Origin of the sequence: Mucilaginibacter sp. SG564 (genome assembly GCF_013149275.1) — a bacterium.
Taxonomy (GTDB): domain Bacteria; phylum Bacteroidota; class Bacteroidia; order Sphingobacteriales; family Sphingobacteriaceae; genus Mucilaginibacter.
On the sequence record NZ_JABGNA010000002.1, the window covers coordinates 229,620 to 256,032 of the forward strand.

The following is a 26,413-nucleotide window of genomic DNA, read 5'->3' on the forward strand; positions in this document are numbered from 1 at the left end:
CTGGCACATGCACTATATTAGTCATAAAAATAACCTATGCCCAAACCATCACTAACTTTTATTGATCAAGGCAGTGTTAAAACTGATTTTGAACAACATATAAATGACGAATCAAATAAGAGGATATTATTTTCAGCTCGATTCGGAACAGGAAAATCAACCTTTTTAAATAATTTTTTTGAAGAAAACGATAAGTATATCACTCTAAAATTATATCCCGTCAATTACTCAATAGCTCATAATAAAGACGTGTTTGAGTTGATTAAATATGATTTAATTTATGAACTACTATCAAAATATCCTAACGAAATAAATCTTCAAAAAGAAGATTATTCAACGGCTCTCATTGGACAAATGTTCATTCTACACAATTTAAAAATTGAGCCCCTTTTAAAATCTATCTTAAAAGCTGTAAAACCGGGATCAGAAAGCTTTATATCTATTTTTGATGAAATCCAATCCATATCAAATGATTTCAAAGCTCATAAAGATATCGTTTCTGCAGGAGAGAGTGACCTACTATTAAAATACATTAAGAATCTAAAAGCGTTTAAGGGTTCTGCTCACGAATATGATGATATTTCCGAACTAATATCAACGATGCTCGAAAGGGTTAAAACGCCGACTAAAAGCCCGGAAAATAACAGCACAATCATCAAAGAAACGGTATTAATAATTGATGATCTTGATAGACTGGACCCTGAGCATGTTTTCAGATTATTCAATATTTTTAGTGCTCATTATGACAGTGTCAATCAAGAAAATAAATTCGGATTCGATAAAGTAATTTTCGTTTGTGACTACAACAACATAAGACTAATGTATGAACATCGTTATGGGAAAGGAGTCGATTTTAGCGGATATATTGATAAATTCTTCTCCACAGATATTTTCTTATACGACAATCGAAAATATGTAGTAAAAGCGCTTCAAAAAATATTTATAGATAAGCCCCAAAATATCCCACAGAAACTACAAGGTAATTATTCACCGATAAATTCATCCCTTTATAAAGCATTTGAGTATATCTTAATATCATTATTCGAAATAAATGTTATTTCATTAAGAAGTCTTGAACAGTTTATTTGTTATGATACACCGTCATTTAAAATAAGTGCTGGCCAAAGAAAATATAACTATCCAGCGAACGAGTTTCCTTTTTTAGTATTAACACACTTATTAAAAAAACTATTCAGCTCAGTAGATTTAAAAAAACATTTAGAAGCTTTGGCAAATAGGTTTGAAGCTACCTCAGGAAATTTGAACACGATTGATTATCCAGAAAGTATCGAAAGAAGTCTTATTAAAGCATCCCTATTATTTATCATTGATCAAAATATAATTTTTAATGATGCCAACGTTGATGAAAATCAAAATAAAAAGTCAGTAATAGTGAATAAGCAAATAGCAAATTTTTCATTGCATAAAAATTCAAGAGATGATTATAGATATATATCGCTAGATAACGTCACTTATGATAGCGATTACAATCCCCCTGCTATAATGGAAAGACCAAACGTTTTTGATTTTCTAATCTCTGCATTGGAAAAAAGTGAGAATCTTACTATGGTAGATTAATTTTATTTATAACAACAAAAAGACCGCCTATCTTAAGATAAGCGGCCTTTTGTCTTATAATCTAAGAATCATTTGACATTATTTGCTGCATCAATAATTACTTTGGCAACGGCATCTGGATGTGAGATGAATACTACGTGGCTTGCTTTTATTTCGGTTACTTTGGCGCCAGCACGTTTGTACATGTTACGTTCAATATCGGGGTTAATGGCTTTATCTTCAGTGGCTACTATACCATAGCTTGGTTTGGTTTTCCAGGCGGCTTCGGTAATTGGGGCTACAAAACCTTGTGCTGCGATAGGGCCTTGTGAAGCATACATAAAGTCGGCTACTTCTTTGCTCAGGTCGGCAGCAAAACCAGCGTGGAATTTTTCTTTGCTAAAATAAACAAAGCCTTTTTCGTCCGGAGGCAATATGCCGTTTTCTGGGGCGGCTGGTAATGATTGAACCAGTTTTAAAGTAGTTTCGCCATTATCAGGAGCAAAAGCGGCTATATAAACCAGTGCTTTTACTTTAGGGTTTGTACCGGCTTCGGTAATTACGGTACCACCCCATGAGTGACCAACCAATATTACAGGCCCGTCTTGTTTTTCGATAACACGATTGGTAGCATCCACATCATCTTTAAGAGATGTTAATGGGTTTTGAACAACAGTTACATTATAACCTTTTTTAGTCAGGATATCATAAACACCTTTATAGCCAGATCCATCAGCAAAGGCGCCATGCACCAATACTATATTTTTTACGGTTTGGGCTTCGGCTTTAGGGGCTGAACCAATAATAGTTGATAAAATAATAGCTGAGGCAGCTAAGCTTGTTTTTAATGCATTTTTCAGAGTTTGAGTTTTCATTGTCGTGTGTGTTGATGTTTGTTGTTTGAATCAACGATACAAAGGTGCATCAACTATTGCACCTGCGGAATGAGTATACTTCCCGACAACTTGTAATTATTTCCCTACGCTACCATTTTCTTGCTATTTCTGAATTCCGACGGTGATAAAGAGGTATGCTTTTTAAAGAAATTACTGAAATAGGCCGCGTCATCAAAACCCAGTTCATAGGTAATTTGCTTGGCCGATTTATCGGTATAAAATAACAGGCGTTTAGCCTCTATCAATATCCGCTCCTGGATGATCTGGATGGGCGTTTTATGATTGTACAGTGCGAAAAGGTTGGATAAGGTCTTGGGCGATTTATTTAACCTCCCTGCATAATAACTCACACTGTGTTGTTCGCGGAAGTTCATCTCAACCAGTAAATTAAATTTGCGCAGGATGTGAAAACGGTCGTCGTTCAATTTTACATCTGGGAAAGTACCAGCACGGGCCAGCCGGGTGATCATGATAATAAGCCGTTTCAGCAGCATGATGAGCAAATCGGTCTGGATATCGTCCTTGGTATTCAGTTCCTCAATAAATACATCCAGCAGTACTTTCAATTTTCGCTGCGTATCCGGATCCAGGTCGATGAATACATTATCATTCATCCCAAACAAAAAGCCAACGCAGCTTACTTCGGTATCATGGTCAACAATGCAATAAAATTCGCGGTTAAACTGCCAGGCCACCACATCGTTGGGATTTTCAAAATAAAACGACTGGTTAAACATGAGCGGCAGTACAGTATTTGGCATAAAATCATGGGCCACGCCATCAATGGTTACGGTTTGTTTGCCGCCCCGGTTCCAGGCTATGGTAAAATATTTATAGTCGTAATCGCGTGTGTAAAACAAGCGGTCGAGCTGCGGTTCGTTATGGTGCAGCAACAGATCGCCGCCGGTGTTCTGGTCTGATACTGATAATTTCATGCCCGAAGATATTATAAAATCACAGCAATATACTCAGGAAAATGACATTGAATACTTTGTGCTGCATGGTTTACATGGGTTTACACTTTTTACGGTTTACATGCAGCTATATAATTAACAATCAACAGATTATGCGAATTTATGTCTAAAAAAGTGGGTTTACATGTAAACCCACTTTTTTAACAAAATGACCAGATTGTTCAGGTATTACTTATCGCTCAGCATAATAGGATTACCCTTACCGCCAATAATGATCACTTTGGCGTTGGGCGATAAAGCGATCTCTTTTTGGGCCTTAATAGCTTCGTATTGAAGTTGCTTGTCTGATAATCCGGTTGAAAGGATCTTTTGATAATCGGCTATACCCTGGGCCTCTACGCGTTTACGCTCGGCTTCCTGACGTTCCTTTTGCAGCACAAACTGCATTTTCTGGGCGTCCTGTTCGGCATTGATCTTTGATTCGATGCTGGCCCTCACCGAGGCAGGCAGGGTAATATTGCGTACCAGGATCTGCTGTAGCTCCAGGCCGCGTTTTGCAAAATTGGCCGTTATGTACCGGTTTATTTTATCCTGAAACTCCTGTCGCTTGGTGGAGTACAGATCAACAGCGGCATAATTAACCGCATTGTCGCGTATAGCCGTGCGTGATACCGGGCGTACGATCTTATCCAGGTAATTTTCGCCGATATTCTGCAAAATAAAAGGGGCCCTGTCGGCGGTTACTTTGTATAATACAGACAGATCAATGGTAACCTCTAATCCATCGCTTGACAGCACGCGGATGGCGTCGTCACCTTCCTTCTGGCCCTCGTTGCTTACGGCGCTCATGGTATACGTTTGGGTTTGTATATCAAATGTGGTGATATCAACCAAGGGGTTAATGATGTGCAAACCGCTCTCGAGTACATGATCCTGCACCTTACCAAAAAGGGTTTGCACACCCACTTTACCAGGCTCAATTACTTTAAATATGGATAGCAACAGGCCAACGGCTACTATGACTAATCCTATAACGCTTGCTGTGCCGCTAAAGCGGCCTGCAGGTTCGGGTGAACGTTTGAGCACTATACCCACAACGAGCACAATAACTCCCAAAATTGCTATAAACATACAATGAAGTTACTGCTTTTTTTGCGAGTTCCTTACGTCTTTTAACAGTCTTATTTTTAATACAATAACTACCCCGGCAACCAATATGGCCGCACCCAAAAGGGTAAAGTTTTTTGCCGTATTAGCCTGGTATGCAACAAACAGGCATAATACAATGCCTATAGTGTACAATACATTAAGCACTAACTTAAGGGCCATAATTAATATACGTTAAGTGTAGGATCAATTTCGGCAGCCCAGGCCAGGATACCACCGTGTAAATTAGTCAGGTTGCTATAGCCTAACTGCTGTAGCTGCATAATGGCTGCCGCGCTGCGCTTACCGCTGCGGCACATTACCACTACGGGTTTATCTTTACTTACTTTGTCGGCTTCAATTAAAATGCCGCCAAGCGGTATTAATTGTCCGCCCAGGTTTGAGGTTTCATATTCAAACTCTTCCCTTACGTCAATCAGTTGAAAATCTTCGCCTTTGTCCAGTTTTTCTTTTAGTTCCTGTACGGTTATCTCGTTCATGTTAAATAAAATTATAATCCAAAGGTAGCTTTTTTTCTATATCAAATAATTAAGCCCGATTTTTGTAACAATCGATGTCTAAGTGCGTTTTATGTATAATATTGCACAGTATTTGTGTTTTATTACGTTTACGTGCAGTAAAAAAAGAGATGAGCGCTGAAAAGGTTTACATTAACCCAACACGATCGTCCATAAAATGGATCATAATAGATGAAAAAAGTAACACGCTTTTTCTGGTTTTGTTCAGGAGCGCATATTGATACCCTAAAAAAATATCCTATTGAACATAATAAATATGTAGGCATTGGCGCCACCATATTTTTCACGGCATTATTCGCATCACTATCTGGCGGCTATGCTATGTACTTTGTTTTTAACGGAGATGCCTTTGCCGTAGGCTTTGCCATCTTATTTGGCTTGCTGTGGGGTACCGCCATTTTTAACATGGACAGGTACATCGTATCCAGCATCAACAAAGAAGGCAGCACCAATCAGCAGATATTGCAAGCCTCGCCGCGTATTTTATTGGCGATAATGATAGGTGTGGTTATTTCGCGCCCATTGGAGCTCAAGATATTTGACAAAGAGATCCGCCAAAAATTGAAAACAGCTTACCTGAAAGGCCAGCACCGCAAAATTGACACCCTCGAAAAAACCTATCAGCAAAAATACGCGATGGAGATGGGCAAAAACGGCGATCTGAAAAAGGAAAAGGATTCGTTGGAAAAGGATATCAACCGCTCGCGCTATCAGCTTAACCAGGAGGTTTTTGGCGATAAAACCAACCAAACGTCGGGCATCACCGGCTACGGCACCTATGCCAAGCAAAAACAGGCCGTGCTGGAAGAAAAAGAAAGCCGCCTGAAGGAGGTAACCCAAAATTTAGGCCAGATGGACCAATACCTGGCCGCCCGAAAAGACTACGAGGGACTGAACAGTACCCGCCTTTTCACCGAACATCAGCTGGATAGCCTAACCAATATTGCAGGCTTTAGCGACCGTAACTGGGCCCTGGGGCAGCTAACCTATAACGAGAACGGCACTCGCGACCTGGATACATACCTGGCCATATCATTTATAGGCTACCTGTTTATCCTGTTTGAGTGTTTACCGGTATTTGTAAAACTGATGTCGCCCAAGGGACCTTATGACGTGGCCATAGCAAAAACTGCCGAAGCCAATATTCATTTCGCAGAACGGGATAAAGAACGGGAAAATACGGTTACTGATAATATTTATGATCACTCCGTGGGTACCGATATTGAGCGGCGAAAGAAGATCATAACCTCACAATCTGACTATGATTTTGAGCGGCACAGTTACGAGTAACAGCTTATAAGTATTTCTTTAGAGATTTCCCTCAAAAAGCCGCCAGTTTTTCTACAGCTTGATATTTTATACTTGTATAAAGCAAAAATATCATGAAAAAAACATTATCACTGCTGATGGGCTTTGGCTTTATAGCTACTGCCGCGTTGGCCCAGGACCTGAAGCCAAAAGATGTACCTGTTGCTGTTAAATCAGCATTAGCATCAAAGTACCCTGCGGCAAGTAAAGTAAACTGGGAAAAAGAAAAAGGCAACTACGAAGCCAATTGGGGCGGCAAGTCGGGCGAAGATAATTCGGCCGTATTTACACCTACAGGTGCCTTTGTAGAAATTGTAAAGGCCATACCCATTACTGATCTCCCTAAAAGTATCGCGCCTTACGTGAGCATACATTATAAAGGAGCAAAGATTAAAGAAGCCGGTAAAGTTACCGACGCTACGGGAAAAACATTTTACGAAACGGAGATCAAAGGCGGCGACCTGATTTTTGATGAGAACGGCGTATTTGTGAAAAAGAACTAATTAACGCTTGTATAATAAAAAGGCCCATCACCCAACTGTGATGGGCCTTTTTACTTAATCCTGTGTTACAGGCTCGTGATGCTGGTGGCAAGCCCCCGCGCAGGCCAAACAGGTTTCGGCGCATTGGCGGCAATGGTCGTTATTATGCTTGCCGCATTCATCGGCGCAAAGCCGGCATATTTCCTCGCATATAACCAGGTACTGATAGGCAATAGGCGAGTCCCGTTGTAATAGCAGGACTGCCTGCCCGCATATATCGGCGCAATCTCTGTCGAGCCTGATGCATTGGGCCATCATTTTTACATCCTCTTCACGCAAACAGGCATTAGCACAATGTTCGCAAGCCAGCACGCAATTAAACAGCTTCTGAATTAATTGCTGGTGATCATGATTCTTCATAGCTATTTTATTAATTGGTATATAATAACAATAGTCAAAAACCATGAAAGGTTTTTTTTATTTTAAACCATCATGAGCCAAGGTTCGCAAACCGGTGTTAGTAAACCGGCTCAGGATAGCTTCATCACCATTAAAAACAAAATTACGCTGATGAAAATCACCAGCCCTTAAGCTGCTTCAGATAGGAAGTTAATTCGTCGGCAATAAATTCATGTTCTTTCATATCCGGGTGAGTACCACAGCCCTGATAATATCGCCTGGAAAAGAAATATTTATATACCTTTTTATCGCCGCTGTTATTAACCTCGGCGGTAATAGCGGTAAGGTAATTTTGTAATGCTGCTGATAGCTTTTCGTCGGCCATGGGGCTGCTTAAACATACAATATCCGCCGCCGGGTACTTCTGTCTTACTGTTTTAATAAACTTGGTATAGATGTCACAATAGCGGGTAGAATCGCCCAGGGCGTCATTTTGCCCCAGGCAAACAGTTACTACATCGGGCTGGTAATGCTTAAAGTTCCAGGCGATGGAGTCATTGCGCAGAAAAATCTTATCAAATACCAGGGGCATGGTGATATTCATATTACAACAACTATGAGCCATACCAATACCGGCAACCGAAGTAAGCTGCCATTGCGCGTTCAGATTTCGAGAGGTACGCGGTCCGTAGCTCATATAGGCATTATGCTGATCGTACCATTCGCCTTTACCACATGGAGTGATGGATTGATCCATGCCAGCCCCGCTGGTTATAGAATCGCCGATGTATTCAATTTTACGTGCTGGCTGAGCCGGCGGTGGCAAAAGCTTAGCGCACCGAACACCTACAAAATCAATATAACCAATCTGCGATTCGGTGTCTTTGCAAATAACAACTGTATGTTCGCCGTCGGCAAGCTCTTCCCCTATCGTGATCAGATTGGCTTTACCCGTAGTTTGCACCCGGTAAGGTGTATTATTATCAATAGCTATCTCCAGGTAATTGTGACTTTTGCCATACAATACTTCATCATTAATCAGCAGTTCACATTTTTTGCCTTCGTAGCGAAATTTGATATAAACACCCGGCGACCACATCCTGGGTTTCAAGGGGTTTGCAAAATCAACGCGACCAACATATTGTACGTTGGGATTATTGGCCTTGTATAATTTTAAGGCTTCTTTGGGAGCACCTGCATAGACGTTATAGGACATCTGCAGTAATAGGACAAAAAACAGACCAGCTATATATTTTATCATATCAGGGTTAATAGTGTAGCGTATATTAGTTTCTATAACATTTTTACCGCCCTAGTGTTCCCTGAAATTATAAAAAAACGGGCTGCCTCAGTTAAGAAGCAGCCCGTTATATGCTATTTAAGGTATTTTATATCCCTTGCAATTAGTTCTGATCGGCAGGATCATCGGATGGTGTACCTACAATTTTGTAGGCTTTGTTACCATTATTGTCGGTAGTTTCCTGGTAGTAATAACCATCAGGAGATACATACAATTTTTCGCCGTTGATCTTTATTTTCCTGCTGTCTTGCGGTAACTGACCAACCATATCACCTATTTGAGGTGCTTGCTGAACATCACCATTACCACCCTGGTCAGTATTTAATTCACCGTCTTTACCGGCAATTACATAAGTGGCGGTTCCGTCGTCTTTAGTAATTGGCTGATAGTAAACACCGTTTGATTCGTAATACTGTTCGCCATTGATCATTATTGACTGCGCATCTTTTGGCAGCTGTTTGATCTCGGCACCTACAGGTGGCTCAACTACAGTATATTGATCATTGATCTGTTGGTAGTATAAACCATCGCTATAGTAGTACTGATAATCGCCCCAGAAAAATGGGTAGTATCCGTAAGGTAAAAATCCTATGCTAAAGCCCAATCTTGGCAAATAGTATGAGTTATAGTAGTTACGGTATGGATACCAGTAATGATTACCAAAGTAACCACCACGGCCACCGTAACGATAACTGGAATACCCACCACGGGCATAACCACTACCACCGGCAGTTCTGTAATAGGTACCACGGCCACCGGCGTATGCATTTCTGCTCACACTGGCATATCCACGGGTTCCGTAACCATAGGTGCGTGTAGCCACTCCACCACTTGTACGACTAGGCGCTATAGCAGCATTGCCACTAGTACGCTGCGCAGTACCATAAGTACGCTGAGGCGCTGCTGTAACGCTGCCACGTGAAGCAAAACCACTGCTGCCATAGGTACGCTGTGGCGCAGCTATCGCCGACCGTTGCGCACCACCATTAAATGATGGACGTGAAAAACTGGCTCCACCACCAGATGGGCGGGAGAAACCTCCACCGCCGCCGCCGCCACCGCCAGATGATCTTGAGCCGCCACCACCGCCTCCGCTGCTCCTATGCTGTGCACTGGCAGTAAACGCTAAAGATGAACTCAACAGAGCTCCTAAAGCAAGTGTGAATAATTTTTTATATGTGCGTTTCATGATGAAAAATTTTTAACTAACCAACCCGGTATTCTTTGCTGGTATAGGTATATAGACTAATAAATGATTAAACGGTTTAACGCGTATTTAATTATATTTAACAAAAAGTACACCAATATAGTAGTTTGCTGTAAAAACAGCTCAATTATACACTTTTCTGACCTAATCCAGCCCTTCTGCAAGCCATAAAAAGGGCTGTTCAAAGCTCAGGGTAAAAAAACCATCTTCTACAGTTCTGAAACTATCCGGTCCGGTTTGTTCCAGGCCCGTATAGTTTAGCGCTTTTGTACTGTTTAGCACCCTTATTTCCTCGCCTGCCGGTTTCCACTTGCTAAAACCGGAACTCACAGTATAAATTTTTTGATCTCCCTGAAATATCACCAGGTCAATTTTGCCGGTATAGTTTTGCATTTCATCCAATACTGGTTCATCCATTATTACGTTTACAGCAGGGTAATGGTTGGCTATCAGGTAATTTAATGCCGTTGTTGCCAATGTATTATCGCCCGGAACCATCAGTTTAACATCCGATTGTACCAATCCCTCATCCCGGTTATTGCTGATCACCCAGTCAACCTTGATGCCCAGCATGTTTAGCTTTTCGGCGGTATCGGGTGTGGTTATCACTGTTGGGCTCCATTCCAGCAGTTGGCCAAGTAACTCTTCCGGAAAATCATCAAGCCCCAGCACCAATAATGCCGGTTCCTGTTTTTCCCTTACAATATGGTGAGAAGACATCGATTAAAAGTAGATAGAATAAATGAATATTTAATGAATGTGTTTAAACAACTATGTAACAATAACGATCAGACCCAGGGGTTTGCAAAACTTTTTAAACCTTTAATTTTAACAAATTTTTGATCGAAAAGGCGGTAAAAAGTTCTGCTTTTTGGTCGTTTAACTAAACTTTACCACCATTTTAACACTTTTTAACAAATTTTTGGCCTGTTTTAAAAGGTTTAAAAAGCATTAGTTTATTGAAAGTCAACTAATCATGAAATTGTTTTTTGAGCTCTTTTCTCGCTCCGCTGCCGCGGCTTCAGCTTTCACCTGAACTAAAGCTGGAAGCTTTAACCATGCCACCCACGAGATACGCTGCGCCAATCTCGCGGGAGCGAATTGACTTAAATCTCCATGCTTCCGTTTGGATTGGGAAATCCAGAGTAATACACACTATAATTATCAGAAGTCCATGTGCCATTTAGCATTTGAATTATAATATCTATTGTCGAAATCAAACTACTTGTTTTGACGGAAAAAGCCCATTTATTAATAAACGCTGGATCTATTTTATTACTTTCAAATTCATTTAACGTCATAATGCTAAGTTCAGGTCCCTTTGCCTTAAGTATAGGTTTTGTTTTTTCTAAAACAGCAATAAATGCAATTTTATCTTGCGAACCATCTACGTAATCGTCCAAAAAAACATCTACCATTCCGCGGTAGGCCCCAGATCTATTGGCATTACATTGTGTATACGTTTTTTGCAAATTCGACGAAATGTTACTAATTCCAATCTTTTCAAAAGATTCACAAATATATTGGCTCAACACTTCAATAAATGACTCGGATATCCAAAACCCTTTGTCTCTATAAGAGATATTTGTTTGATTTGGCATGTTTTTAACTTCTAATCTATCAGGGCTTTACCTGCTCCTACGGGGTTTTCAGCTGAACTAAAGCTGGAAGCTTTAACCATGACATCCACGAGATACGCTGCGCTAATCTCGCGGGAGCGAATTGGCTTAAAACTCCCCACTGAAAGATTTCAGACTTAATAAACTTTCCTGTAAAACTCTTTTAACGCGGCACCGGGATTGACAGCCAGGTTAACGGCCCCTGATACAGCGATGCCATAAATAGCTGTTTGCAACAGATGCTCCACATCGGCTAATTGTATGCCGCCTACGGCTATCACCGGGATAGCGACGGGCAATTTTTCCAGCTGGCGATAGCCTTCAAAACCCAGCAGCGGGTAATCGTTATGTTTGGTATGGGTATGCGCAAAGGGGCCATAGCCACAATAGTCGGCAACGCCCAGGTTTTGTATTTTTAGTAGTACATCGGGATTAGGGGCCGATGCGCCTAATGTTTTTTCCTCCGTAATCACCCTACGTATAGCTGCCAGATCGGCCAGGGGATCTTCGATGTGTACGCCCTGGGCATCTACCCTATCCAGCAAATGGTAATGGTTGGTGATAATGAGCGTTGAGCCCCAGTCATCACAAATACCGGCTATTTCATTCAGCTCTTCAATCAGCTCATCTTCGGGTTTGCTCATGCAGCGGTATTGTACCCAGTTGGCCCCGGCTTCGCAGGCTATCTGTACCTGCTGTACATGGCTGCGCCCGGGCAGATCCTGCGTAAGGTAGTGTAATTTGGAGATGTACTTTTTCATAGTCTTTTGTCCGAAAGTCAGTAAAGCCCGGAAGAAACTCAGTAAAGATAACTGTTTTAAAACTTCCGGGCTTTCCCAACTAATGCTACAATTTCTCCTGTGTCAGCGCTTCGCTGATGGTTTTGCCGATATTGCCGTTTGGCGCCTGTATGTGTAATAACGATGCTACCGTTGGCGCAATGTCCGTCATGTGTGTTTGGCGGGTAAGGCTGCCATGTTTAATGCCCCAGCCCATAAATACCAAGGGTATGTGGGTGTCATAAGGGTTCCAAGAGCCATGTGTGGTACCCGTACTGCCGTGCCCCGTAAAATATCCAGGTTTCAGGATAATCTGGATTACGCCGCTATGCTCCACGTTATAGCCGTTGATGATGCGCGTACGCAGATCTTCGGGGATATTGGCCGTTTGCGCTTTTTGCATATCTACCGCAAAGGCAATGGCAGGTTGCGCCTGCAGGTAATCTACGCAGATCTGTTTCAGGGCATCAATATTCAAGCCTTCTTTTTTGATGATGCCGTTGTTAAACGTTACCTGGTAGTTGGCCATGCTGCGGATCAGGTTTTTCACCTTGAATTTATCTTCCATCAATTTCTCCATATCCACAACGGCTTTATAATCGTCCCAGTAACCGGCAGGAATATTATGATCAATTAAATATCTGGGGTTATGCGCCGCGCCATGATCGGCAGTTAAAAAAACCGAGTAGTTGCCCTTGCCCACGGTGGCATCCAGATAGCTAAAGAACGCGGCCAGATCTTTATCCAGCCTCAAATAAGTATCCTCTGCCTCAACCGAATTTGGCCCAAACTGGTGACCCACATAATCTGTAGATGATAAGCTCACGGCTAAAAAGTCGGTCACTACGTTTTTGCCCAATTGCTCCCCTTCCACCGCGGCGCGGGCCAGGTCGAGCGTCATGGTATTTCCAAACGGGGTAGATCGGATCATACCCACTTTACCTTTATATAACTCCGATGTTTTAATGGGGAGGGTTGGCGCTTCGGTTCCACCAAATTTACCTTCATAACGCGGACTGTTATCAGGGGCGCTTTGTACATAAGTATTGATCGGGTACAGCGCGTTCCAATCCTGTTTCAGGTATTTTTCGGCCACTTTCTGGTTATTGAAATTTTTAACCCAGGCCGGCAGGTCATTCATATAATAGGTACTGCTGATCCAGTTGCCGCTTTCGTCATCAAACCAGTAGGCCGCGTTTGCCGTATGACCGGCGGGCAGGATACCGCCCCTGTCTTTCAGTGCAATACCGATAACTTTAGAGCGGAAATTGGTAGCCAGTCTTAACTCGTCGGTAACGGTAGTTACCAGCAAATTGCGCGGCGACATTTGGCCGGCTTTTGATGTGCTGCCTACAGCCACCACCGTGCTATCATCTGTACAATACATAGATTTACCGGTGGCCTGTATAATAAAATCATTACCGGCTATGCCATGCAGGGCCGGTACCGAGCCAGTATAGATACAAGTATGCCCGGCAGCGGTTACGGTTGGTATATAGTCTATATTGGTGTTTTCGCAAGTAAATCCTTCGTTCAGTAAACGCTTAAAACCTCCGGCCTGGTAACGGTCATAATACCGGTACAGGTAATCCCAGCGCATTTGATCAACCACCAGGCCAACCACCAGTTTGGGTTGAGGCAGTGAAGTAGCAGCCGGTGCCGTACCGATCTTCTTTTTTTGTGCCGATACCGAAACAGCGGCCACACACAGGGGAACAAGGAGTAGATGTTTAAGCTTCATTTTTTTAGTATTTGGAGAAACCCAAATATCAACAATGCTTTTAAAATGCGGTATAGTTTTTTGTTAAATATAACTTTTAGTTATGTAAAATTGATGAAGCACAAAGGAGTGATACTTTGCGCTATGCCTTCGCTTAAACCGACAGGGGCGTTGCCTTTGGCCCGCGCTATCCGCTCATACTGCACCGGCATTAGGCACTGGCCGGTATCCACTGCTATCGCTAACGCAGTTTAATTATTGAATTACTGATTTTTTGAATTATTGATTAAACCCAGGCTTTGATAAAGTTGCTCTATTTCATGCAAAAATAGAGCGTAATAACCAATAGTATCTGGAACCCAACAGTCGCCGAAAGCCGTTGTATACCCATCACTTTGGATGGGCCAAATAAATAGGCCACCTGTGATAAAAAATATATAATCAGCGTCAGGCCTCCAACTATCAACAGATTTGGGCCCTCCGGATCGTGAAAAAAAACGAACAGCAGTCTGGAACAAATGATAGCCGTTACCGCCAATATCATTAACGAAGCCTTTTTCGACTGAAAATACAGATCTACGGTATTGTTATTCATGGCATTAAGATTAACTGATTAACAAATGTAATCATTTCATGGGATGTTATTTTTTGTCATCCTAAGGTACGAAGGATCTATTATTGAACTATGCTCTCGCCAATGTTGGTGTTGTCACCAACATTCTACTGCTTGGTCGCGATGATAACAAATTGTTGGTGACAACACCAACAACGGCGCGAGGACTCTTCAATTGTTGACGCACGCGTGTCGCGTGCGCATCCGGACGCAGAACCATGATTAAGGCTATTTATGAAGCACACGCAGCATGCATGCGCCAGCGAAGGGCTATGCGGGCTTGAATGATCTTATTTCATAAACCCCTTCCTCCCCTTCCCCGAGGAAGGAATCGCACAGGACCCTGGCTTTTGCGAGGTGTCATCCTGAGGTACGAAGGATCTATTGTTGAACTATGCTGCCAGCAGAATAGATGCTTCACTTCGTTCAGCATGACAAACTCTTGTTTTAAATACGCACTACTCCTCAAACACCAGTAACGAATGCTGACTGGCCGTATGCAGATCGCGCCATACCTGGTTGAGTTCGGTTTCGGGATTGGCGGCTTGCAGCCCGCAATAAGGAAATAGTTCATCCACGCATTCGCGGGCGGTACGGGCCAGTTTGCGGCTGCTTTGGCCAATTTCCTGTAATTGCGTGGCTTTACCCATGAGGGCGCCCTGCCAGGAGGCATCAACGGTGCTGTAAAACTCCAGGCGTGCGGCGTTTAATCTGCCGGTCAGTTTTTCATGGAGTTGTTTGATGACCGCCCGTCTGTTGGTGGTGAGGTATTTATTTTCGGGTTTTTCATCAAAAATAGTGGCGCACAGATCGGTAAAATGAACCGCCATGCCCGATATATTGGCCGCCAGCGTGGCCTCGGCCAGTTGCATAAAAGGGTATTGGTATAAAGGCGCGGCAATTACTGCACTATCCGGATCAATTTTAAAACATCGGTTGCCTGCCACAAAAAGATCACGCACCTCATAGGCATCGCTGCCCGTACCCATCATGCCCATAAACTTCCAGGCCGATATCAGGGTTACGTCTTTACGGTCGAAAATAAAGGGTAAAATCATCGGCGAGCCATCATCATTCAACACTGGTTCATCTCCTTTTTTGATGACGCAATTAGCCGTTAAATGCGTGGCGTGATGTACTCCGCTGGCGTATTTCCAACGCCCACTGATGAGGTAGCCACCATCGGTTATGGTTGCCGTACCCGTTGCGGCTCCGCTGCCAGCCAGGCATAGTTGAGGATCGGCAAAAATACGCGGAGCAACAGCCGGCGATAAAAAGCCGCCAAACCAGCCTGCCCCGGCACAAAGCGTAACCACCCAGCCCAGGCTGCCATTGGCCCAGGCCAGGCTTTCTTCCAGTCGCACCATATCGGGTAACGACAATTGCAAACCACCGTATGCCCCTGGCACCAGGAATTTGAACCAGCCCTGCTCATGCACCAGCGCTAACTGTTCGGGCTGCAGCATCCCCGCCTTTTCGGCCGCGGGTACTGCTGCTCGTATGATATTTACCCATTCGGGTTTGAGGTGGGTTGAGGGATGCATTTGAATAGTGAGTAGTGAAAAACTTTGGTTGCTTGGCCTTTATTTTGAGTTTTACTTCAAACTCACTACTCATCACTCACCACTTTCCGCTTCCAGTCAAAATAGCCAAAACAGGCTACGATGAATAAAAATATAGTGAGCACGGCAAACATGGGCAGTTTTTTATAAAACAACAACGGTACGGCAAACAGGTTAGATATGTTTAAAAATATCCAGTTCTCCACTTTCCTGCGGGCCAGCAGCCACATGCCCGCCCAGGCAGTTGAGGATACAAAAGCATCCCATAAGGGCACGTTTGAGGGTGTAAAATATTTGAGCAAAAAGTACAGCACTGCCCAGCCACCAAAGGAGATGGTGAGGCTGATGATCCACTCTGTTTGGGTTGACCAGGTAATTTTTACCGGCGGCTGATCCCGCTTTTTTATCCAGTATATCCAGCCGTAAACACTCATCACAATATAATACACGTTGAGAAGCGATTCGGCGAACAGCTGCGCCTCCATCAACAACAGGATAGATAAAGCCGTGCCCAGTATCCCCGCAGGGTAAAGCCAGATGTTGTTCACCCGCGCCAGCAGCACCTCGGCAACACCCAAAGCCACGGCCAGCCATTGCACCCAGGTGGTTTCTTTGATCTGCTCTATGAATAAATGAAGAAGACTTTGCATGCAATTCGTTTAACATATTTTTTTAATCCCCTCTTGAGAGGGGGCGCGTAGGGCTTAGCGTTGGCCGGGGTGTGTTCTTACGCGTTTTGTTCGCCTCCATAAACACACCCCTCCCCCCTCTCAAGAGGGGATTCGCACATGGCCATCCTCACTTTTATTTCTTCCCATTCGTGAAATTCGTAACAATCCGTGCAATTAGCGTTCCTTAAAAACTCAAACTTACCGAGGCCATAAAATTGCGTGGCGCCTGCGGGAAAAAGTAATTATAGTTCAGGATATTATTTCCTTTCACATCGGCATAGGTAGCACCATTGGCTTCATACTTCTCGCTGAAGATGTTATTGACCTGCAAGCCCAATCCAATGTTTTTTATACCCTTTACTTTAAAGTTATACCTTATCCGCACATCGTTCACAAAATAACTGTTTAATAAGCGGTTGGCGGCATATGGGTTACCAGCATTTTCGGGGGTTATGGTATAGCCCTGCGGGTTTTGGTTGGAGGTATTATCAATATACTGTCGGCTTACATATTTGCTGATGAAAGAAATCTCGCCGCCTTTTACCGGGCTATAACTGATGACACTTGAACCCGTTAACGATGGTGAGAAAGCGATATCCGTTTTTTTCAGGGTTTCGCCTACCAGAGGACCCTCATCTTCATCGGCAAAAAACTGCTGGTAGTTTTTGATCTTGTTGGTGCTCCAGGTAGCGGTTAGCGCCCAATACAACTGGCTGGCAATTTTCACCTTGCCATCAAATTCCAAACCGGCGCGGTAGCTGTCTTTTACGTTGGTACGTACCGGGCTGCCTACATCATTCAAAGCGCCCGTTAACACCAGCTGATTTTTGTACAGCATATAAAAGCCGTTGATGCCCCCCGTAAATACCGGGCCGCTAATACGGTAACCCGCTTCAAAATCTTTCAGATTTTCGGACTTTGGCCGGTTCTGCGGCGGCGAATCTACATAGTCATCCCGGTTGGGCTCATGGTTACCTACCGCGAAGGAGGCATACACATTACTATGCTCGTTAAACTGATAGGTGATACCCGCTTTAGGGTTAAAAAAGTTGAGCTCGGCGGTTTGCTGCGCGTTGTTCAGGTTTTTATCTATCCCATAAAAGGAGTAATAAATATGGCGGTACTGCATATCGGCATACAGCAATACTTTATCCAGATGCCACTCGGCACGGGCAAATATGTTAAAATCGTTCTTTTTGGCGTTGTCGCGGTAGTACTCATAATCGGCAGGTAAACCAATATCAGTGGCGGTAGAGATCACATCGCCATAATGAGCTCCCTTGTATTGATTATAAGCACCGCCCAGGGTCATGTTCAGGTTGCTTTGGGGCTGATATTTGAGCGCATAGGTTACACCATAAAAATCATTATTGAGCCAAAGCCTGCGCACCAGGTCGGTAGCGCCGATGGTGTTGCCACCAACCACAACGGGGTTTATGCCATAGTTTTTGAGGGAATCGGCATTGCGGTATTCCTCGTAATATCCTTTGCCTTTGGTGTAATGCAGGGCCCCGCTAAAGGATAGCTGGCTGGATATTTTTTTATCGTACAGTAACTGGTAATGGTTTTGGGTATAATGATCTACCTGGTTTTTATAGAATGCCCCGTTCGACATCAGTCCCAATTCATTGTAAGTACGGTTATCTGAGCGGGTATCGTCACCTATCACATAGTCGGCAATACCGTTCCAGGCCTGGTAGGTGGTTTCATAACCCGAAAATACATTGGCCCTTAAAGTGCTGTTTTTACCATACCAGGCGCCGCTCACAAAAAATGATTTGAGGTTGGATGATGCCCTGTCGATATACCCGTCGGAATGGATACGTGACACACGACCGTCCAGACTAAAATGCCCGCCCAATAAGCCTGTACCCGCGCTCACCGTGGTTTTGATAGATCCGTATGAACCTGCCGAAGCATTGATATCGGCATAAGCGGTATCGCGGCGAGTGGTGGTTTGTATGTTGATGCTACCGCCAAAAGCGCCCGCGCCATTGGTTGATGTACCCACCCCGCGCTGTACCTGGATGTTGTCAACAGAGGACGTAATATCCGGCAGATCGACAAAGTACGAACCCTGGCTCTCCGAATCGTTATAAGGGATACCGTTAATAGTGACGTTGATCCGGGTGGCATCTGATCCGCGGATGCGGATACCCGTGTAGCCTATCCCCGCCCCGGCATCAGAAGTAACCACTACCGATGGCGTTTGGTTGAGCAAATACGGCAAGTCCTGCCCGAAGTTATTTTTGGCCAGGTCTTTTTTGCTCAAATTGGTATAAGCCGTTGGTGAATTTTTAATGGCCCGGGTAGCGCTTACCGTTACCTCCTCGGCGGTAAGTGTGCCGTTGGTCAGACTGATGTTGACAACCTCATTTTTATTTAGGCTGATGTTTTTACTAACAGCCTGATAACCGATGTAGCTGGCCTTAAGCACATAAGTGCCGGCTTTAAGATCGGTAAAGCTGAATTTCCCGGTGGCATCGGCAACGGTGCTCAATGCCGGGTTGTTAATAGTGATGGTAGCGCCGGGCAAAACCTCGCCTGCTGTGTTGGTGATCTTTCCGCTGATGGAAAGCTGGGCCGATGCCACAACAGGCAGCAGCAAAGCAGCGATAGCCGCAAACAAATTTTTCAAAATAACGAATATAAAATGTAGTTAAACCATCTGCCTATCAGGGTAAATACGCAGTACACTTAACTTATTACCTATCCCTACGCCGGCATTATCCGGATCAGGTGCATGTTTCTGAAGTCTTAAGTTCTAAGTATGGAGTCTTAAATCGCTTAAGAGTTTTTTACTTTTGAATTTTGACTTCCAAAACAATGGGTTTGATCTCAGCCTGTCTTTCAGTTTGATTGCTCAAAGCAAGGCACCCCCTTGAGAAAATTATGAGGCAAAGATAGTTTTTTAGTCCGAAAGTGGAAAAAGCCTCCAAATGAACAGCCTTAAATTACTTCCGGCATAAAACCTTTCACCTTTTGCCTTTCTCCTTTCACCTCAAAAGTTTACTTTTGCAGACTTTTATAAAACTATTGCTATTATGCTTAGAACTCATACCTGTGGCGAATTAACTATCAGCAACTTAGGCCAAACAGTAACCCTGTGCGGATGGGTACAAAAATCACGCGATTTGGGCGGTACCACATTTATTGATGTGCGCGACCGTTATGGTTTAACTCAATTGGTGATCAATACCGATACCGACGCTGCCGTACGTGAAATTGGCCGCGGTCTTGGTCGCGAGTTTGTGATTAAAGTTACCGGTAAGGTTCTGGAACGTACCAGCAAAAACAACAAAATACCAACCGGCGAAATCGAAATTGCCGTTGAAAGCATCGAAATACTAAACGCCGCCAAACTACCTCCGTTTTTAATTGAGGATGAAACCGATGGCGGCGAAGAGCTACGTGCCAAATACCGTTACCTGGATCTGCGCCGCACGCCTATCCGCAACAACCTGGTGCTGCGCCATAAAATGGCCCAGGAGATCCGCAAGTATTTGGATAAGCTGGATTTTATTGAGATAGAAACCCCTGTGCTGATCAAATCAACACCCGAAGGCGCACGCGATTTTGTGGTGCCAAGCCGCATGAACCCGGGCGAGTTTTACGCCCTACCACAATCGCCGCAAACCTTTAAGCAATTACTGATGGTAAGCGGTTTCGATCGTTATTTCCAGATCGTGAAATGTTTCCGCGATGAGGACCTGCGTGCCGACCGTCAACCGGAATTTACGCAGATAGATTGCGAGCTTTCATTCATTACCCAGGAAGATATATTAAACATTTTTGAGGGCTTAACCCGCCACCTGTTCACCACCGTAAAAGGTATCGACCTGGGCGATTTCCCCCGTATGCAATATGCTGATGCCATGCGTTTGTATGGATCAGACAAACCCGACATCCGTTTCGGGATGGAGTTTGTGGAGCTGAACGACATTGTAAAAGGTAAAGGCTTTGGCATTTTTGATAATGCCGAACTGGTAGTAGGCATCAACGCCAAAGGTTGCGCCAGCTATACCCGCAAACAAATTGACGAGCTGACCGAATGGTTAAAACGCCCGCAAATTGGCGTTACCGGTATGATATATTGCCGTTACAACGAGGATGGCACCCTGAAGTCATCGGTTGATAAATTTTATAGCGAGGATGAGTTGACCAACTGGGCAGCCGCATTCAACGCCGAAAAGGGCGATTTGATGCTGATACTGGCAGGCCAAACCGATAAAGTACGCAAGCAACTGAACGAGCTTCGCCTGGAGATGGGCAGCCGTTTGGGCCTGCGCGATAAAAACAAATTCGCGCCGCTTTGGGTATTGGACTTCCCTCTTTTGGAGTGGGACGAAGAAACCAGCCGCTACCATGCGATGCACCATCCGTTCACTTCACCAAAACCAGAGGATATTGCCCTGCTGGATACCGATCCAGGAGCCGTGCGCGCCAACGCGTATGACCTGGTGATGAACGGTACTGAAGTTGGCGGTGGTTCTATCCGGATCCACGACCGCGCCATGCAGTCGCTCATGTTTAAACACCTTGGTTTTTCGCCCGAAGAAGCACAAAAACAATTTGGCTTTTTGATGGATGCCTTTGAATATGGCGCACCTCCGCATGGTGGCTTAGCGCTGGGATTTGACCGCCTGGTATCTATTTTCGCCGGCTTGGATTCTATCCGCGACGTGATCGCTTTCCCGAAAAACAACTCAGGCCGCGACGTAATGATCGATTCGCCATCCACCATCGCCGATACGCAGATGACCGAGTTAAAAATCAAAACAACGGTTTAAGCAAAACCGATAAAATAATAATAGAAGCTCTCTTCAAATTCCGCACTTTAGCTGATATTTGAAGGGAGCTTTTTTGATTACCAATACTTCTTGCTGGTAAGTCATCTGGCTTACCTTCTTCCTCAGTCAAGGTATGCCACGGTTCACAAATACCGTGTTTTCACCTATTGTGTTACTAAAATTGCAACAATATATTAGGTGTATCATTAGCGATACCTAAACCCATGCTCAAAAAACTATATTTCTTACTTGCCGCCACTTGTTTTATTGCCATTATTATTAACAGCTGTAAAAAAGACTCCAACACAGCACAGCAAGATAAAATTTCTGATCCGGTCATTGCTCAGGCTAAAAACTGGTACGAAAGCACTTACCCGGCAACCAACATCAAACTAAGCACACTCGCTACAGGTTCACATATTGATCTGAGCCAATTGATCAAGCCCGACTGGCAGCATAATGCCAGCTATACCCGTTTTAACCGGTCTGTATTGGAATTGCCGGTTGATGCCTCTTCGGTTAAAACAGCTATCACCTTAAGCAACTCACCAAGCGGAAATCCTGTTTATAAAAAGGAATACAGCCGCAGCTCATTTCTGACACTTAACAATGGCTCGGGCTATAAAGCTTATGTGATGACGGTAATTGCCGATTCATCATACCTGAAAGGCGACCTAACCAAACTTGATCATAACAAATACAATAAACACGATGCTGATTTTAGCGGAGCGGTCATATACTCCACGCCCAAAGGGGCATTTGTGAGTGGCTGGTTTTACAAAAACGGCAGTATCACTGGCAAAATTTCTTTCCCGAAGATAGGTGCCGGTCATTCGAGCACCGTATCAAAAGCGGCGGTTAACAGTCTGAAAACAAATATGCTGAATTGTGTAGACTGGTATCAGGCATATTATGTAAATGGCAATTTAGTGCTTGGCGAATATCTTGGCAGTACAGGTGATTGCAGTGAGGACACACCTGTTTTGCCCGGTAGCGGTGGCGGTAATACAGGTGGGAATGGTGATGGCAATACAGGTGGTGGCGGTGTTATCCCGCCTGGTGATCCCTGCGCGGGCCTGCATTCCGTTTCGCCAACCCAAGCGGTTAACAGTATCAAAGAAATTAATATTGTTAATCCCAATCCCCCGGATGGGTCGCCTAATCCTCCAGGCGACGGCGGTTTTCCACCTCCGGAACCTGATCCGCAGCCATCACCTTGTGTGGTTAGTATGCCGCCGCCGGGTAGTGATGATACTAATGACTCTGGCAATAGAGTAAGTACTGATTGTGGCTCCTTTAACTTTACAAAGACATCTATAGCAAATTGGCAGGAAGCAGGGGTACGTCAAATAAGACTTAAATGGGTGTGGCTTGATGGAAAGAGTATTGGCCAAACACGTACAGTTTATTTACCATCAGTAGTATTTGGGCTGCCCACTCAATATCAAAATACTGATGGCACGGTAACTACTCTTTCACCTGGTGCAGCAGCAGTGAAGGCTGCAAAAGCAACAGAAGCTGCCAAAATTCTTACATATGTTGAGTTCAGAAATAGCCCCTATGTCCCGTCCGATGCAGAAGTACTTCAATACTTCAAGGGAGCTTTAGCAACTGCTATGGCTGCTGAACGAGGAACAGCTGGGGCTACTGGAAGTGGTAGTAGCGCAATCGTTTTTAGAAATGAAGAAAGAAGCGATATTTTTCCTTATAGTTGTGATTAATGAAAACTATCATAAACTTATTTTTATTGTTAGTAATATCAAATTTATCATACTCGCAAGTGAAAAAAACAACATATTTTGAATTAAAAGATATTATTTTTAATGAGCGACTATTAACTTCATTTGTTAAAAGCAAGTTTATCCCCATTAAAAACACCAAGCGAGCCTTACTGGAAAATAATCACCCTTTAGGTTCTTATAATTTTAACAGAGTCATTAGGAGTGCGTTTACTTCATATAGCCTCATGAGTATTCCTGTAACAGGACTTTATGCTTATTTAAAAGACGACAATCAAGTTTGTTTGTATTTACTTATCCAGCTAACTGGCTACAAACAAGTTGACACCCTCATAGATCAAATAGGCTGGCCATGGAATATTACTAAAGAAGACTATGAGTTACGGGATTTTGAATCACTACTTTGGCAAAAGCAACAATTGGAGATTACTTTATCTAAGAATTTTAACTATGAAAATCCCCAAAGCGGGAATTTAATAAGGATCGCCAACATGCCTTTAATTGAACTTATAAATTCGGATTCCTGGGAGTAGATTATAAAATTTAAGTCGAATAAATAGGTGTGACCGAACTTAAGATCAAAACAACGGTTTAAGCAAACCGATAAAATAATAACCAAAAGCTCTCTTCAAATCCTGCATTTTAGCAGATATTTGGAGGGAGCTTTTTGATTAAAAACTATGAAAAAATACATTTTACTATTAAGCGCCTTCGCTTTGATTGTTCTGGCATCCTCATGCGGTGGTTCTATGTCGGCCCAGATGGCGCAGCAGGCTAAGATTGATGATTCCCTGATCCGGGTATATCTGAAGGCTAATCCGCAGATCAAGGCGGTGAAAGATCCCTCGGGCTTGTACTATCAGATCATCAAACCAGGTACGGGTGTTGCCCCTACAGAGAGTTCAACCGTTACTGTTAATTATACCTGCTCTCTTATGGGCGGACAACTGTACGATAAAGGCAGCAATTTTTCGAGCCCCTTATCGGGTCTGGTGAAAGCCTGGCAAATTGCGGTGCCGCATTTAAAACCGGGTGGTAACATGGTGCTGTACGTGCCATCGCACCTGGCTTACGGCGTAAACGGTGCCGGTCCCATCCCCGAAAACGCGGTTTTGACATTTGATATCGACCTTGTCAGCGTGCCATAAAAAGCCCTTGTATTATATCAAGCTGTATCTGAAAGCTGGATTTAGGCCTCAGCCATATCCTGACATTGTATTTTATTCATTACGATTTCGCTTTAATCAACGGTTAAATTTATATTAGATGCGCTCAAACTACTATTAACGACATATAAACATGAAAAGATATTTTTTACTCTTAGGCCTGGCCATCATCACCTTATCGTCCTGCTTAAAAACGGAGCAGCAGAAACCACCCGTTGTGGTTGACCCAGCGGTACAGGCAGCCACCGATGATGCGGCCATAAAAACGTACCTGGCTGCGCATACCGATATTACAGCTATTAAAGATACCTCGGGCATATACTATCAGATTGTAACGCCCGGAACCGGACCTAACCCCTCAGGCGGATCAACCGTTACCGTTAACTTTACCGGCAAACTGCTTAATGACAATCCTTTTGATTCGGAAAATAATGTTCAAACCAGCCTGACAACAGTTATTCCCGGCTGGACCATCGGCGTACCCTTTATTAAAGCCGGTGGCCGCATTATCCTGCTCATTCCATCCCGGTACGGTTATGGCCCTTATCCAAATGGCCCAATACCGGCCAACTCGGTATTAATCTTTACGATAGATCTCCTGAGCTTTAAATAAGCAACGGCAATTATTCATAAAAAAGGCAGCGTGTTAACATGCTGCCTTTTTGTTGTTTATATTTATATTTAGAGTAAATAATGCTGCATGAAAAAACTTTACACCTTATTACTCTCTTTAACCAGCCTGCAAGCGCTTGCGCAAACAGATGCGTCAAGCGCAATAAATACAAAAGCCGATGCCCTGCAAACCCAAATGGTTGCCTGGCGGCGGGATTTTCATGAACACCCGGAACTGGGCAACCATGAGGTACGCACTTCGGGCATTATTGCCAAACACCTGCAGTCCTTAGGCATTCAGGTGCAAACAGGCATTGCTACAACGGGTGTAGTAGGAATTCTAAAAGGCGATAAACCAGGCCCTGTTGTGGCTTTACGGGCCGATATGGATGGCTTACCGGTGGTTGAGCGTACCCCTGTGCACTTTGCATCCAAAGTAAAAACAACTTATAACGGACAGGAAGTTGGCGTAATGCACGCCTGCGGGCACGATTCGCACATGGCCATATTGATGGCTGTGGCGCAGGTGTTATCCACAATGAAAAGTGAGCTTCATGGTACCGTAAAATTCATTTTTCAGCCAGCCGAGGAAGGTGTTGAACCCGGCCAGAAAGGCGGCGCCGAAGAAATGGTGAAGGAAGGCGTGCTCGAAAACCCAAAGGTTGATGCCATATTTGGTTTGCACATCAATTCCCAAACCGAGGTAGGCAAGATCACCTATCGCCCGGGCGGAACCATGGCCGGTGTTAATGATATGCAGATCATCGTAACAGGCCGATCGGCACATGGCGCCTATCCATGGTCGAGCGTTGACCCGATAGTTGTTTCGGCCGAGATCATCAACAACCTGCAGACTATTGTAAGCCGTAATGTTGATGTAACGCAAAACCCAGCCGTAGTAACTATAGGCGCCATCAAAGCTGGCAACCGCTCCAACATTATTCCCGAGCGGGTAGAGATGTTAGGTACCTTACGCTCTTTTACCATCGCTGATGAAAAACTGCTGATTGAAAGGGTTAAACAAATAGCCACCAAAACTGCCGAAGCTCAAGGTGCTACAGCCGAGGTAAAGATCCCATACAGCAACCATTACCCGGTTACTTTTAATGACCCTAAGCTAACGGAAAAAATGTTGCCGAGCCTGCAGCATACCGCCGGGGCCGAAAATGTGCTACTTCGCCCGCCTGTTACCGGGGCCGAGGATTTTAGCTTTTACCAGGAAAAGGTGCCCGGGCTTTTCTTCTTTTTAGGTGGAATGCCCAAAGGCCAGGATCCACTCAAGGCGCCATCACACCACACACCCGATTTTTTTATTGATGAAAGCGGGTTTACATTAGGAGTTAAAGCCCTTTGTAACTTAACTTTGGACTATATGAATAGCCATGGCAAATAGT

General features: G+C 44.0%; 26 protein-coding genes. 10 read left to right on the forward strand and 16 right to left on the reverse strand.

All coding sequences use genetic code 11. The features are described from left to right. Window positions 1-36: 36 nt before the first annotated feature. On the forward strand, window positions 37-1,578 hold the full coding sequence (locus FHW89_RS05545; RefSeq protein ID WP_172334031.1) for a P-loop NTPase fold protein: 1,542 nt from the start codon (window positions 37-39) through the stop codon (window positions 1,576-1,578). Window positions 1,579-1,646: 68 nt separating this feature from the next. Here FHW89_RS05545 and FHW89_RS05550 read toward each other — a convergent pair whose 3' ends face one another. The 5 genes from FHW89_RS05550 to FHW89_RS05570 all read right to left on the reverse strand — a co-directional run bounded on the left by FHW89_RS05550 (window position 1,647) and on the right by FHW89_RS05570 (window position 5,013). Beyond that, window positions 1,647-2,432, reverse strand: coding sequence for an alpha/beta hydrolase (locus FHW89_RS05550; RefSeq protein WP_172334032.1), 786 nt, complete (start codon window positions 2,430-2,432; stop codon window positions 1,647-1,649). 104 nt (window positions 2,433-2,536) lie between these two features. Next, window positions 2,537-3,388, reverse strand: a complete 852-nt coding sequence (locus FHW89_RS05555) for an AraC family transcriptional regulator (protein ID WP_172334033.1) — start codon at window positions 3,386-3,388, stop codon at window positions 2,537-2,539. A 207-nt stretch (window positions 3,389-3,595) separates the two neighbouring features. Further along, window positions 3,596-4,498, reverse strand: a complete 903-nt coding sequence (locus tag FHW89_RS05560; protein ID WP_172334034.1) for a prohibitin family protein — start codon at window positions 4,496-4,498, stop codon at window positions 3,596-3,598. 9 nt (window positions 4,499-4,507) lie between these two features. Continuing rightward, window positions 4,508-4,696 (reverse strand): DUF6358 family protein, encoded by a 189-nt coding sequence (locus FHW89_RS05565; protein WP_172334035.1) that lies wholly within the window; start codon window positions 4,694-4,696, stop codon window positions 4,508-4,510. A 2-nt stretch (window positions 4,697-4,698) separates the two neighbouring features. After that, the gene (locus tag FHW89_RS05570; RefSeq protein WP_172334036.1) at window positions 4,699-5,013 is read right to left on the reverse strand and encodes a rhodanese-like domain-containing protein; all 315 of its coding nucleotides are present in this window, start codon (window positions 5,011-5,013) and stop codon (window positions 4,699-4,701) included. A 210-nt stretch (window positions 5,014-5,223) separates the two neighbouring features. On the opposite strand from FHW89_RS05570, the gene FHW89_RS05575 reads away from it, so the two are divergent. Both FHW89_RS05575 and FHW89_RS05580 read left to right on the forward strand, forming a co-directional pair. Next, entirely contained in the window at window positions 5,224-6,342 is a 1,119-nt protein-coding gene (locus tag FHW89_RS05575; protein ID WP_166095059.1) for a DUF4407 domain-containing protein, read from the forward strand. Between the two features lie 92 nt (window positions 6,343-6,434). Then, window positions 6,435-6,863 (forward strand): PepSY-like domain-containing protein, encoded by a 429-nt coding sequence (locus FHW89_RS05580; RefSeq protein WP_172334037.1) that lies wholly within the window; start codon window positions 6,435-6,437, stop codon window positions 6,861-6,863. Window positions 6,864-6,917: 54 nt separating this feature from the next. On the opposite strand, the gene FHW89_RS05585 is transcribed toward FHW89_RS05580, so the two are convergent. The 7 genes from FHW89_RS05585 to pafA form a co-directional block, all read right to left on the reverse strand. After that, window positions 6,918-7,262 (reverse strand): four-helix bundle copper-binding protein, encoded by a 345-nt coding sequence (locus FHW89_RS05585; RefSeq protein ID WP_172334038.1) that lies wholly within the window; start codon window positions 7,260-7,262, stop codon window positions 6,918-6,920. Between the two features lie 157 nt (window positions 7,263-7,419). Next, a complete protein-coding gene (locus tag FHW89_RS05590) occupies window positions 7,420-8,502 on the reverse strand; it encodes a GDSL-type esterase/lipase family protein (RefSeq protein ID WP_172334039.1) in 1,083 nt (360 codons plus the stop codon). A 142-nt stretch (window positions 8,503-8,644) separates the two neighbouring features. Beyond that, window positions 8,645-9,730: a DUF6515 family protein gene (locus tag FHW89_RS05595; RefSeq protein WP_172334040.1), complete on the reverse strand. Its 1,086-nt coding sequence runs from the start codon at window positions 9,728-9,730 to the stop codon at window positions 8,645-8,647. A gap of 162 nt (window positions 9,731-9,892) precedes the next feature. Then, window positions 9,893-10,468: a thiamine diphosphokinase gene (locus tag FHW89_RS05600; protein ID WP_172334041.1), complete on the reverse strand. Its 576-nt coding sequence runs from the start codon at window positions 10,466-10,468 to the stop codon at window positions 9,893-9,895. A gap of 386 nt (window positions 10,469-10,854) precedes the next feature. After that, window positions 10,855-11,349, reverse strand: a complete 495-nt coding sequence (locus tag FHW89_RS05605; RefSeq protein WP_172334042.1) for a hypothetical protein — start codon at window positions 11,347-11,349, stop codon at window positions 10,855-10,857. Window positions 11,350-11,504: 155 nt separating this feature from the next. Beyond that, the gene (locus FHW89_RS05610) at window positions 11,505-12,128 is read right to left on the reverse strand and encodes a thiamine phosphate synthase (protein WP_172334043.1); all 624 of its coding nucleotides are present in this window, start codon (window positions 12,126-12,128) and stop codon (window positions 11,505-11,507) included. 85 nt (window positions 12,129-12,213) lie between these two features. Beyond that, window positions 12,214-13,887, reverse strand: a complete 1,674-nt coding sequence (gene pafA / locus FHW89_RS05615; protein WP_172334044.1) for an alkaline phosphatase PafA — start codon at window positions 13,885-13,887, stop codon at window positions 12,214-12,216. Window positions 13,888-13,980: 93 nt separating this feature from the next. On the opposite strand from pafA, the gene FHW89_RS05620 reads away from it, so the two are divergent. Further along, complete coding sequence (locus FHW89_RS05620) at window positions 13,981-14,121, forward strand: hypothetical protein (RefSeq protein ID WP_172334045.1); 141 nt, start codon at window positions 13,981-13,983, stop codon at window positions 14,119-14,121. 58 nt (window positions 14,122-14,179) lie between these two features. Here FHW89_RS05620 and FHW89_RS05625 read toward each other — a convergent pair whose 3' ends face one another. The 4 genes from FHW89_RS05625 to FHW89_RS05640 form a co-directional block, all read right to left on the reverse strand. Next, complete coding sequence (locus FHW89_RS05625) at window positions 14,180-14,461, reverse strand: hypothetical protein (protein WP_172334046.1); 282 nt, start codon at window positions 14,459-14,461, stop codon at window positions 14,180-14,182. Window positions 14,462-14,937: 476 nt separating this feature from the next. After that, window positions 14,938-16,023, reverse strand: a complete 1,086-nt coding sequence (locus tag FHW89_RS05630; RefSeq protein WP_172334047.1) for an acyl-CoA dehydrogenase — start codon at window positions 16,021-16,023, stop codon at window positions 14,938-14,940. Window positions 16,024-16,088: 65 nt separating this feature from the next. After that, a complete protein-coding gene (gene pnuC / locus FHW89_RS05635; protein WP_172334048.1) occupies window positions 16,089-16,691 on the reverse strand; it encodes a nicotinamide riboside transporter PnuC in 603 nt (200 codons plus the stop codon). A 205-nt stretch (window positions 16,692-16,896) separates the two neighbouring features. Beyond that, the gene (locus tag FHW89_RS05640; protein ID WP_253952176.1) at window positions 16,897-19,350 is read right to left on the reverse strand and encodes a TonB-dependent receptor; all 2,454 of its coding nucleotides are present in this window, start codon (window positions 19,348-19,350) and stop codon (window positions 16,897-16,899) included. A 406-nt stretch (window positions 19,351-19,756) separates the two neighbouring features. On the opposite strand from FHW89_RS05640, the gene aspS reads away from it, so the two are divergent. The 6 genes from aspS to FHW89_RS05670 all read left to right on the forward strand — a co-directional run bounded on the left by aspS (window position 19,757) and on the right by FHW89_RS05670 (window position 26,412). Further along, a complete protein-coding gene (gene aspS / locus FHW89_RS05645; protein WP_172334049.1) occupies window positions 19,757-21,502 on the forward strand; it encodes an aspartate--tRNA ligase in 1,746 nt (581 codons plus the stop codon). Window positions 21,503-21,726: 224 nt separating this feature from the next. Then, on the forward strand, window positions 21,727-23,223 hold the full coding sequence (locus FHW89_RS05650; protein WP_172334050.1) for a hypothetical protein: 1,497 nt from the start codon (window positions 21,727-21,729) through the stop codon (window positions 23,221-23,223). A gap of 59 nt (window positions 23,224-23,282) precedes the next feature. After that, a complete protein-coding gene (locus FHW89_RS05655) occupies window positions 23,283-23,774 on the forward strand; it encodes a hypothetical protein (RefSeq protein WP_172334051.1) in 492 nt (163 codons plus the stop codon). Between the two features lie 147 nt (window positions 23,775-23,921). After that, entirely contained in the window at window positions 23,922-24,389 is a 468-nt protein-coding gene (locus FHW89_RS05660; protein WP_172334052.1) for an FKBP-type peptidyl-prolyl cis-trans isomerase, read from the forward strand. A 151-nt stretch (window positions 24,390-24,540) separates the two neighbouring features. Next, window positions 24,541-25,020: an FKBP-type peptidyl-prolyl cis-trans isomerase gene (locus tag FHW89_RS05665; protein WP_172334053.1), complete on the forward strand. Its 480-nt coding sequence runs from the start codon at window positions 24,541-24,543 to the stop codon at window positions 25,018-25,020. A gap of 87 nt (window positions 25,021-25,107) precedes the next feature. After that, the gene (locus FHW89_RS05670) at window positions 25,108-26,412 is read left to right on the forward strand and encodes an amidohydrolase (protein WP_172334054.1); all 1,305 of its coding nucleotides are present in this window, start codon (window positions 25,108-25,110) and stop codon (window positions 26,410-26,412) included. The last annotated feature ends 1 nt before the right edge of the window (window position 26,413 follow it).

Bases quoted from the DNA above. Each gene is read 5' to 3' on its own strand.
- FHW89_RS05545 (WP_172334031.1), top strand. From the start codon at position 37: ATGCCCAAACCATCACTAACTTTTATTGATCAAGGCAGTGTTAAAACT.
- FHW89_RS05550 (WP_172334032.1), bottom strand. From the start codon at position 2,432: ATGAAAACTCAAACTCTGAAAAATGCATTAAAAACAAGCTTAGCTGCC.
- FHW89_RS05555 (WP_172334033.1), bottom strand. From the start codon at position 3,388: ATGAAATTATCAGTATCAGACCAGAACACCGGCGGCGATCTGTTGCTG.
- FHW89_RS05560 (WP_172334034.1), bottom strand. From the start codon at position 4,498: ATGTTTATAGCAATTTTGGGAGTTATTGTGCTCGTTGTGGGTATAGTG.
- FHW89_RS05565 (WP_172334035.1), bottom strand. From the start codon at position 4,696: ATGGCCCTTAAGTTAGTGCTTAATGTATTGTACACTATAGGCATTGTA.
- FHW89_RS05570 (WP_172334036.1), bottom strand. From the start codon at position 5,013: ATGAACGAGATAACCGTACAGGAACTAAAAGAAAAACTGGACAAAGGC.
- FHW89_RS05575 (WP_166095059.1), top strand. From the start codon at position 5,224: ATGAAAAAAGTAACACGCTTTTTCTGGTTTTGTTCAGGAGCGCATATT.
- FHW89_RS05580 (WP_172334037.1), top strand. From the start codon at position 6,435: ATGAAAAAAACATTATCACTGCTGATGGGCTTTGGCTTTATAGCTACT.
- FHW89_RS05585 (WP_172334038.1), bottom strand. From the start codon at position 7,262: ATGAAGAATCATGATCACCAGCAATTAATTCAGAAGCTGTTTAATTGC.
- FHW89_RS05590 (WP_172334039.1), bottom strand. From the start codon at position 8,502: ATGATAAAATATATAGCTGGTCTGTTTTTTGTCCTATTACTGCAGATG.
- FHW89_RS05595 (WP_172334040.1), bottom strand. From the start codon at position 9,730: ATGAAACGCACATATAAAAAATTATTCACACTTGCTTTAGGAGCTCTG.
- FHW89_RS05600 (WP_172334041.1), bottom strand. From the start codon at position 10,468: ATGTCTTCTCACCATATTGTAAGGGAAAAACAGGAACCGGCATTATTG.
- FHW89_RS05605 (WP_172334042.1), bottom strand. From the start codon at position 11,349: ATGCCAAATCAAACAAATATCTCTTATAGAGACAAAGGGTTTTGGATA.
- FHW89_RS05610 (WP_172334043.1), bottom strand. From the start codon at position 12,128: ATGAAAAAGTACATCTCCAAATTACACTACCTTACGCAGGATCTGCCC.
- pafA (WP_172334044.1), bottom strand. From the start codon at position 13,887: ATGAAGCTTAAACATCTACTCCTTGTTCCCCTGTGTGTGGCCGCTGTT.
- FHW89_RS05620 (WP_172334045.1), top strand. From the start codon at position 13,981: ATGAAGCACAAAGGAGTGATACTTTGCGCTATGCCTTCGCTTAAACCG.
- FHW89_RS05625 (WP_172334046.1), bottom strand. From the start codon at position 14,461: ATGAATAACAATACCGTAGATCTGTATTTTCAGTCGAAAAAGGCTTCG.
- FHW89_RS05630 (WP_172334047.1), bottom strand. From the start codon at position 16,023: ATGCATCCCTCAACCCACCTCAAACCCGAATGGGTAAATATCATACGA.
- pnuC (WP_172334048.1), bottom strand. From the start codon at position 16,691: ATGCAAAGTCTTCTTCATTTATTCATAGAGCAGATCAAAGAAACCACC.
- aspS (WP_172334049.1), top strand. From the start codon at position 19,757: ATGCTTAGAACTCATACCTGTGGCGAATTAACTATCAGCAACTTAGGC.
- FHW89_RS05650 (WP_172334050.1), top strand. From the start codon at position 21,727: ATGCTCAAAAAACTATATTTCTTACTTGCCGCCACTTGTTTTATTGCC.
- FHW89_RS05660 (WP_172334052.1), top strand. From the start codon at position 23,922: ATGAAAAAATACATTTTACTATTAAGCGCCTTCGCTTTGATTGTTCTG.
- FHW89_RS05665 (WP_172334053.1), top strand. From the start codon at position 24,541: ATGAAAAGATATTTTTTACTCTTAGGCCTGGCCATCATCACCTTATCG.
- FHW89_RS05670 (WP_172334054.1), top strand. From the start codon at position 25,108: ATGAAAAAACTTTACACCTTATTACTCTCTTTAACCAGCCTGCAAGCG.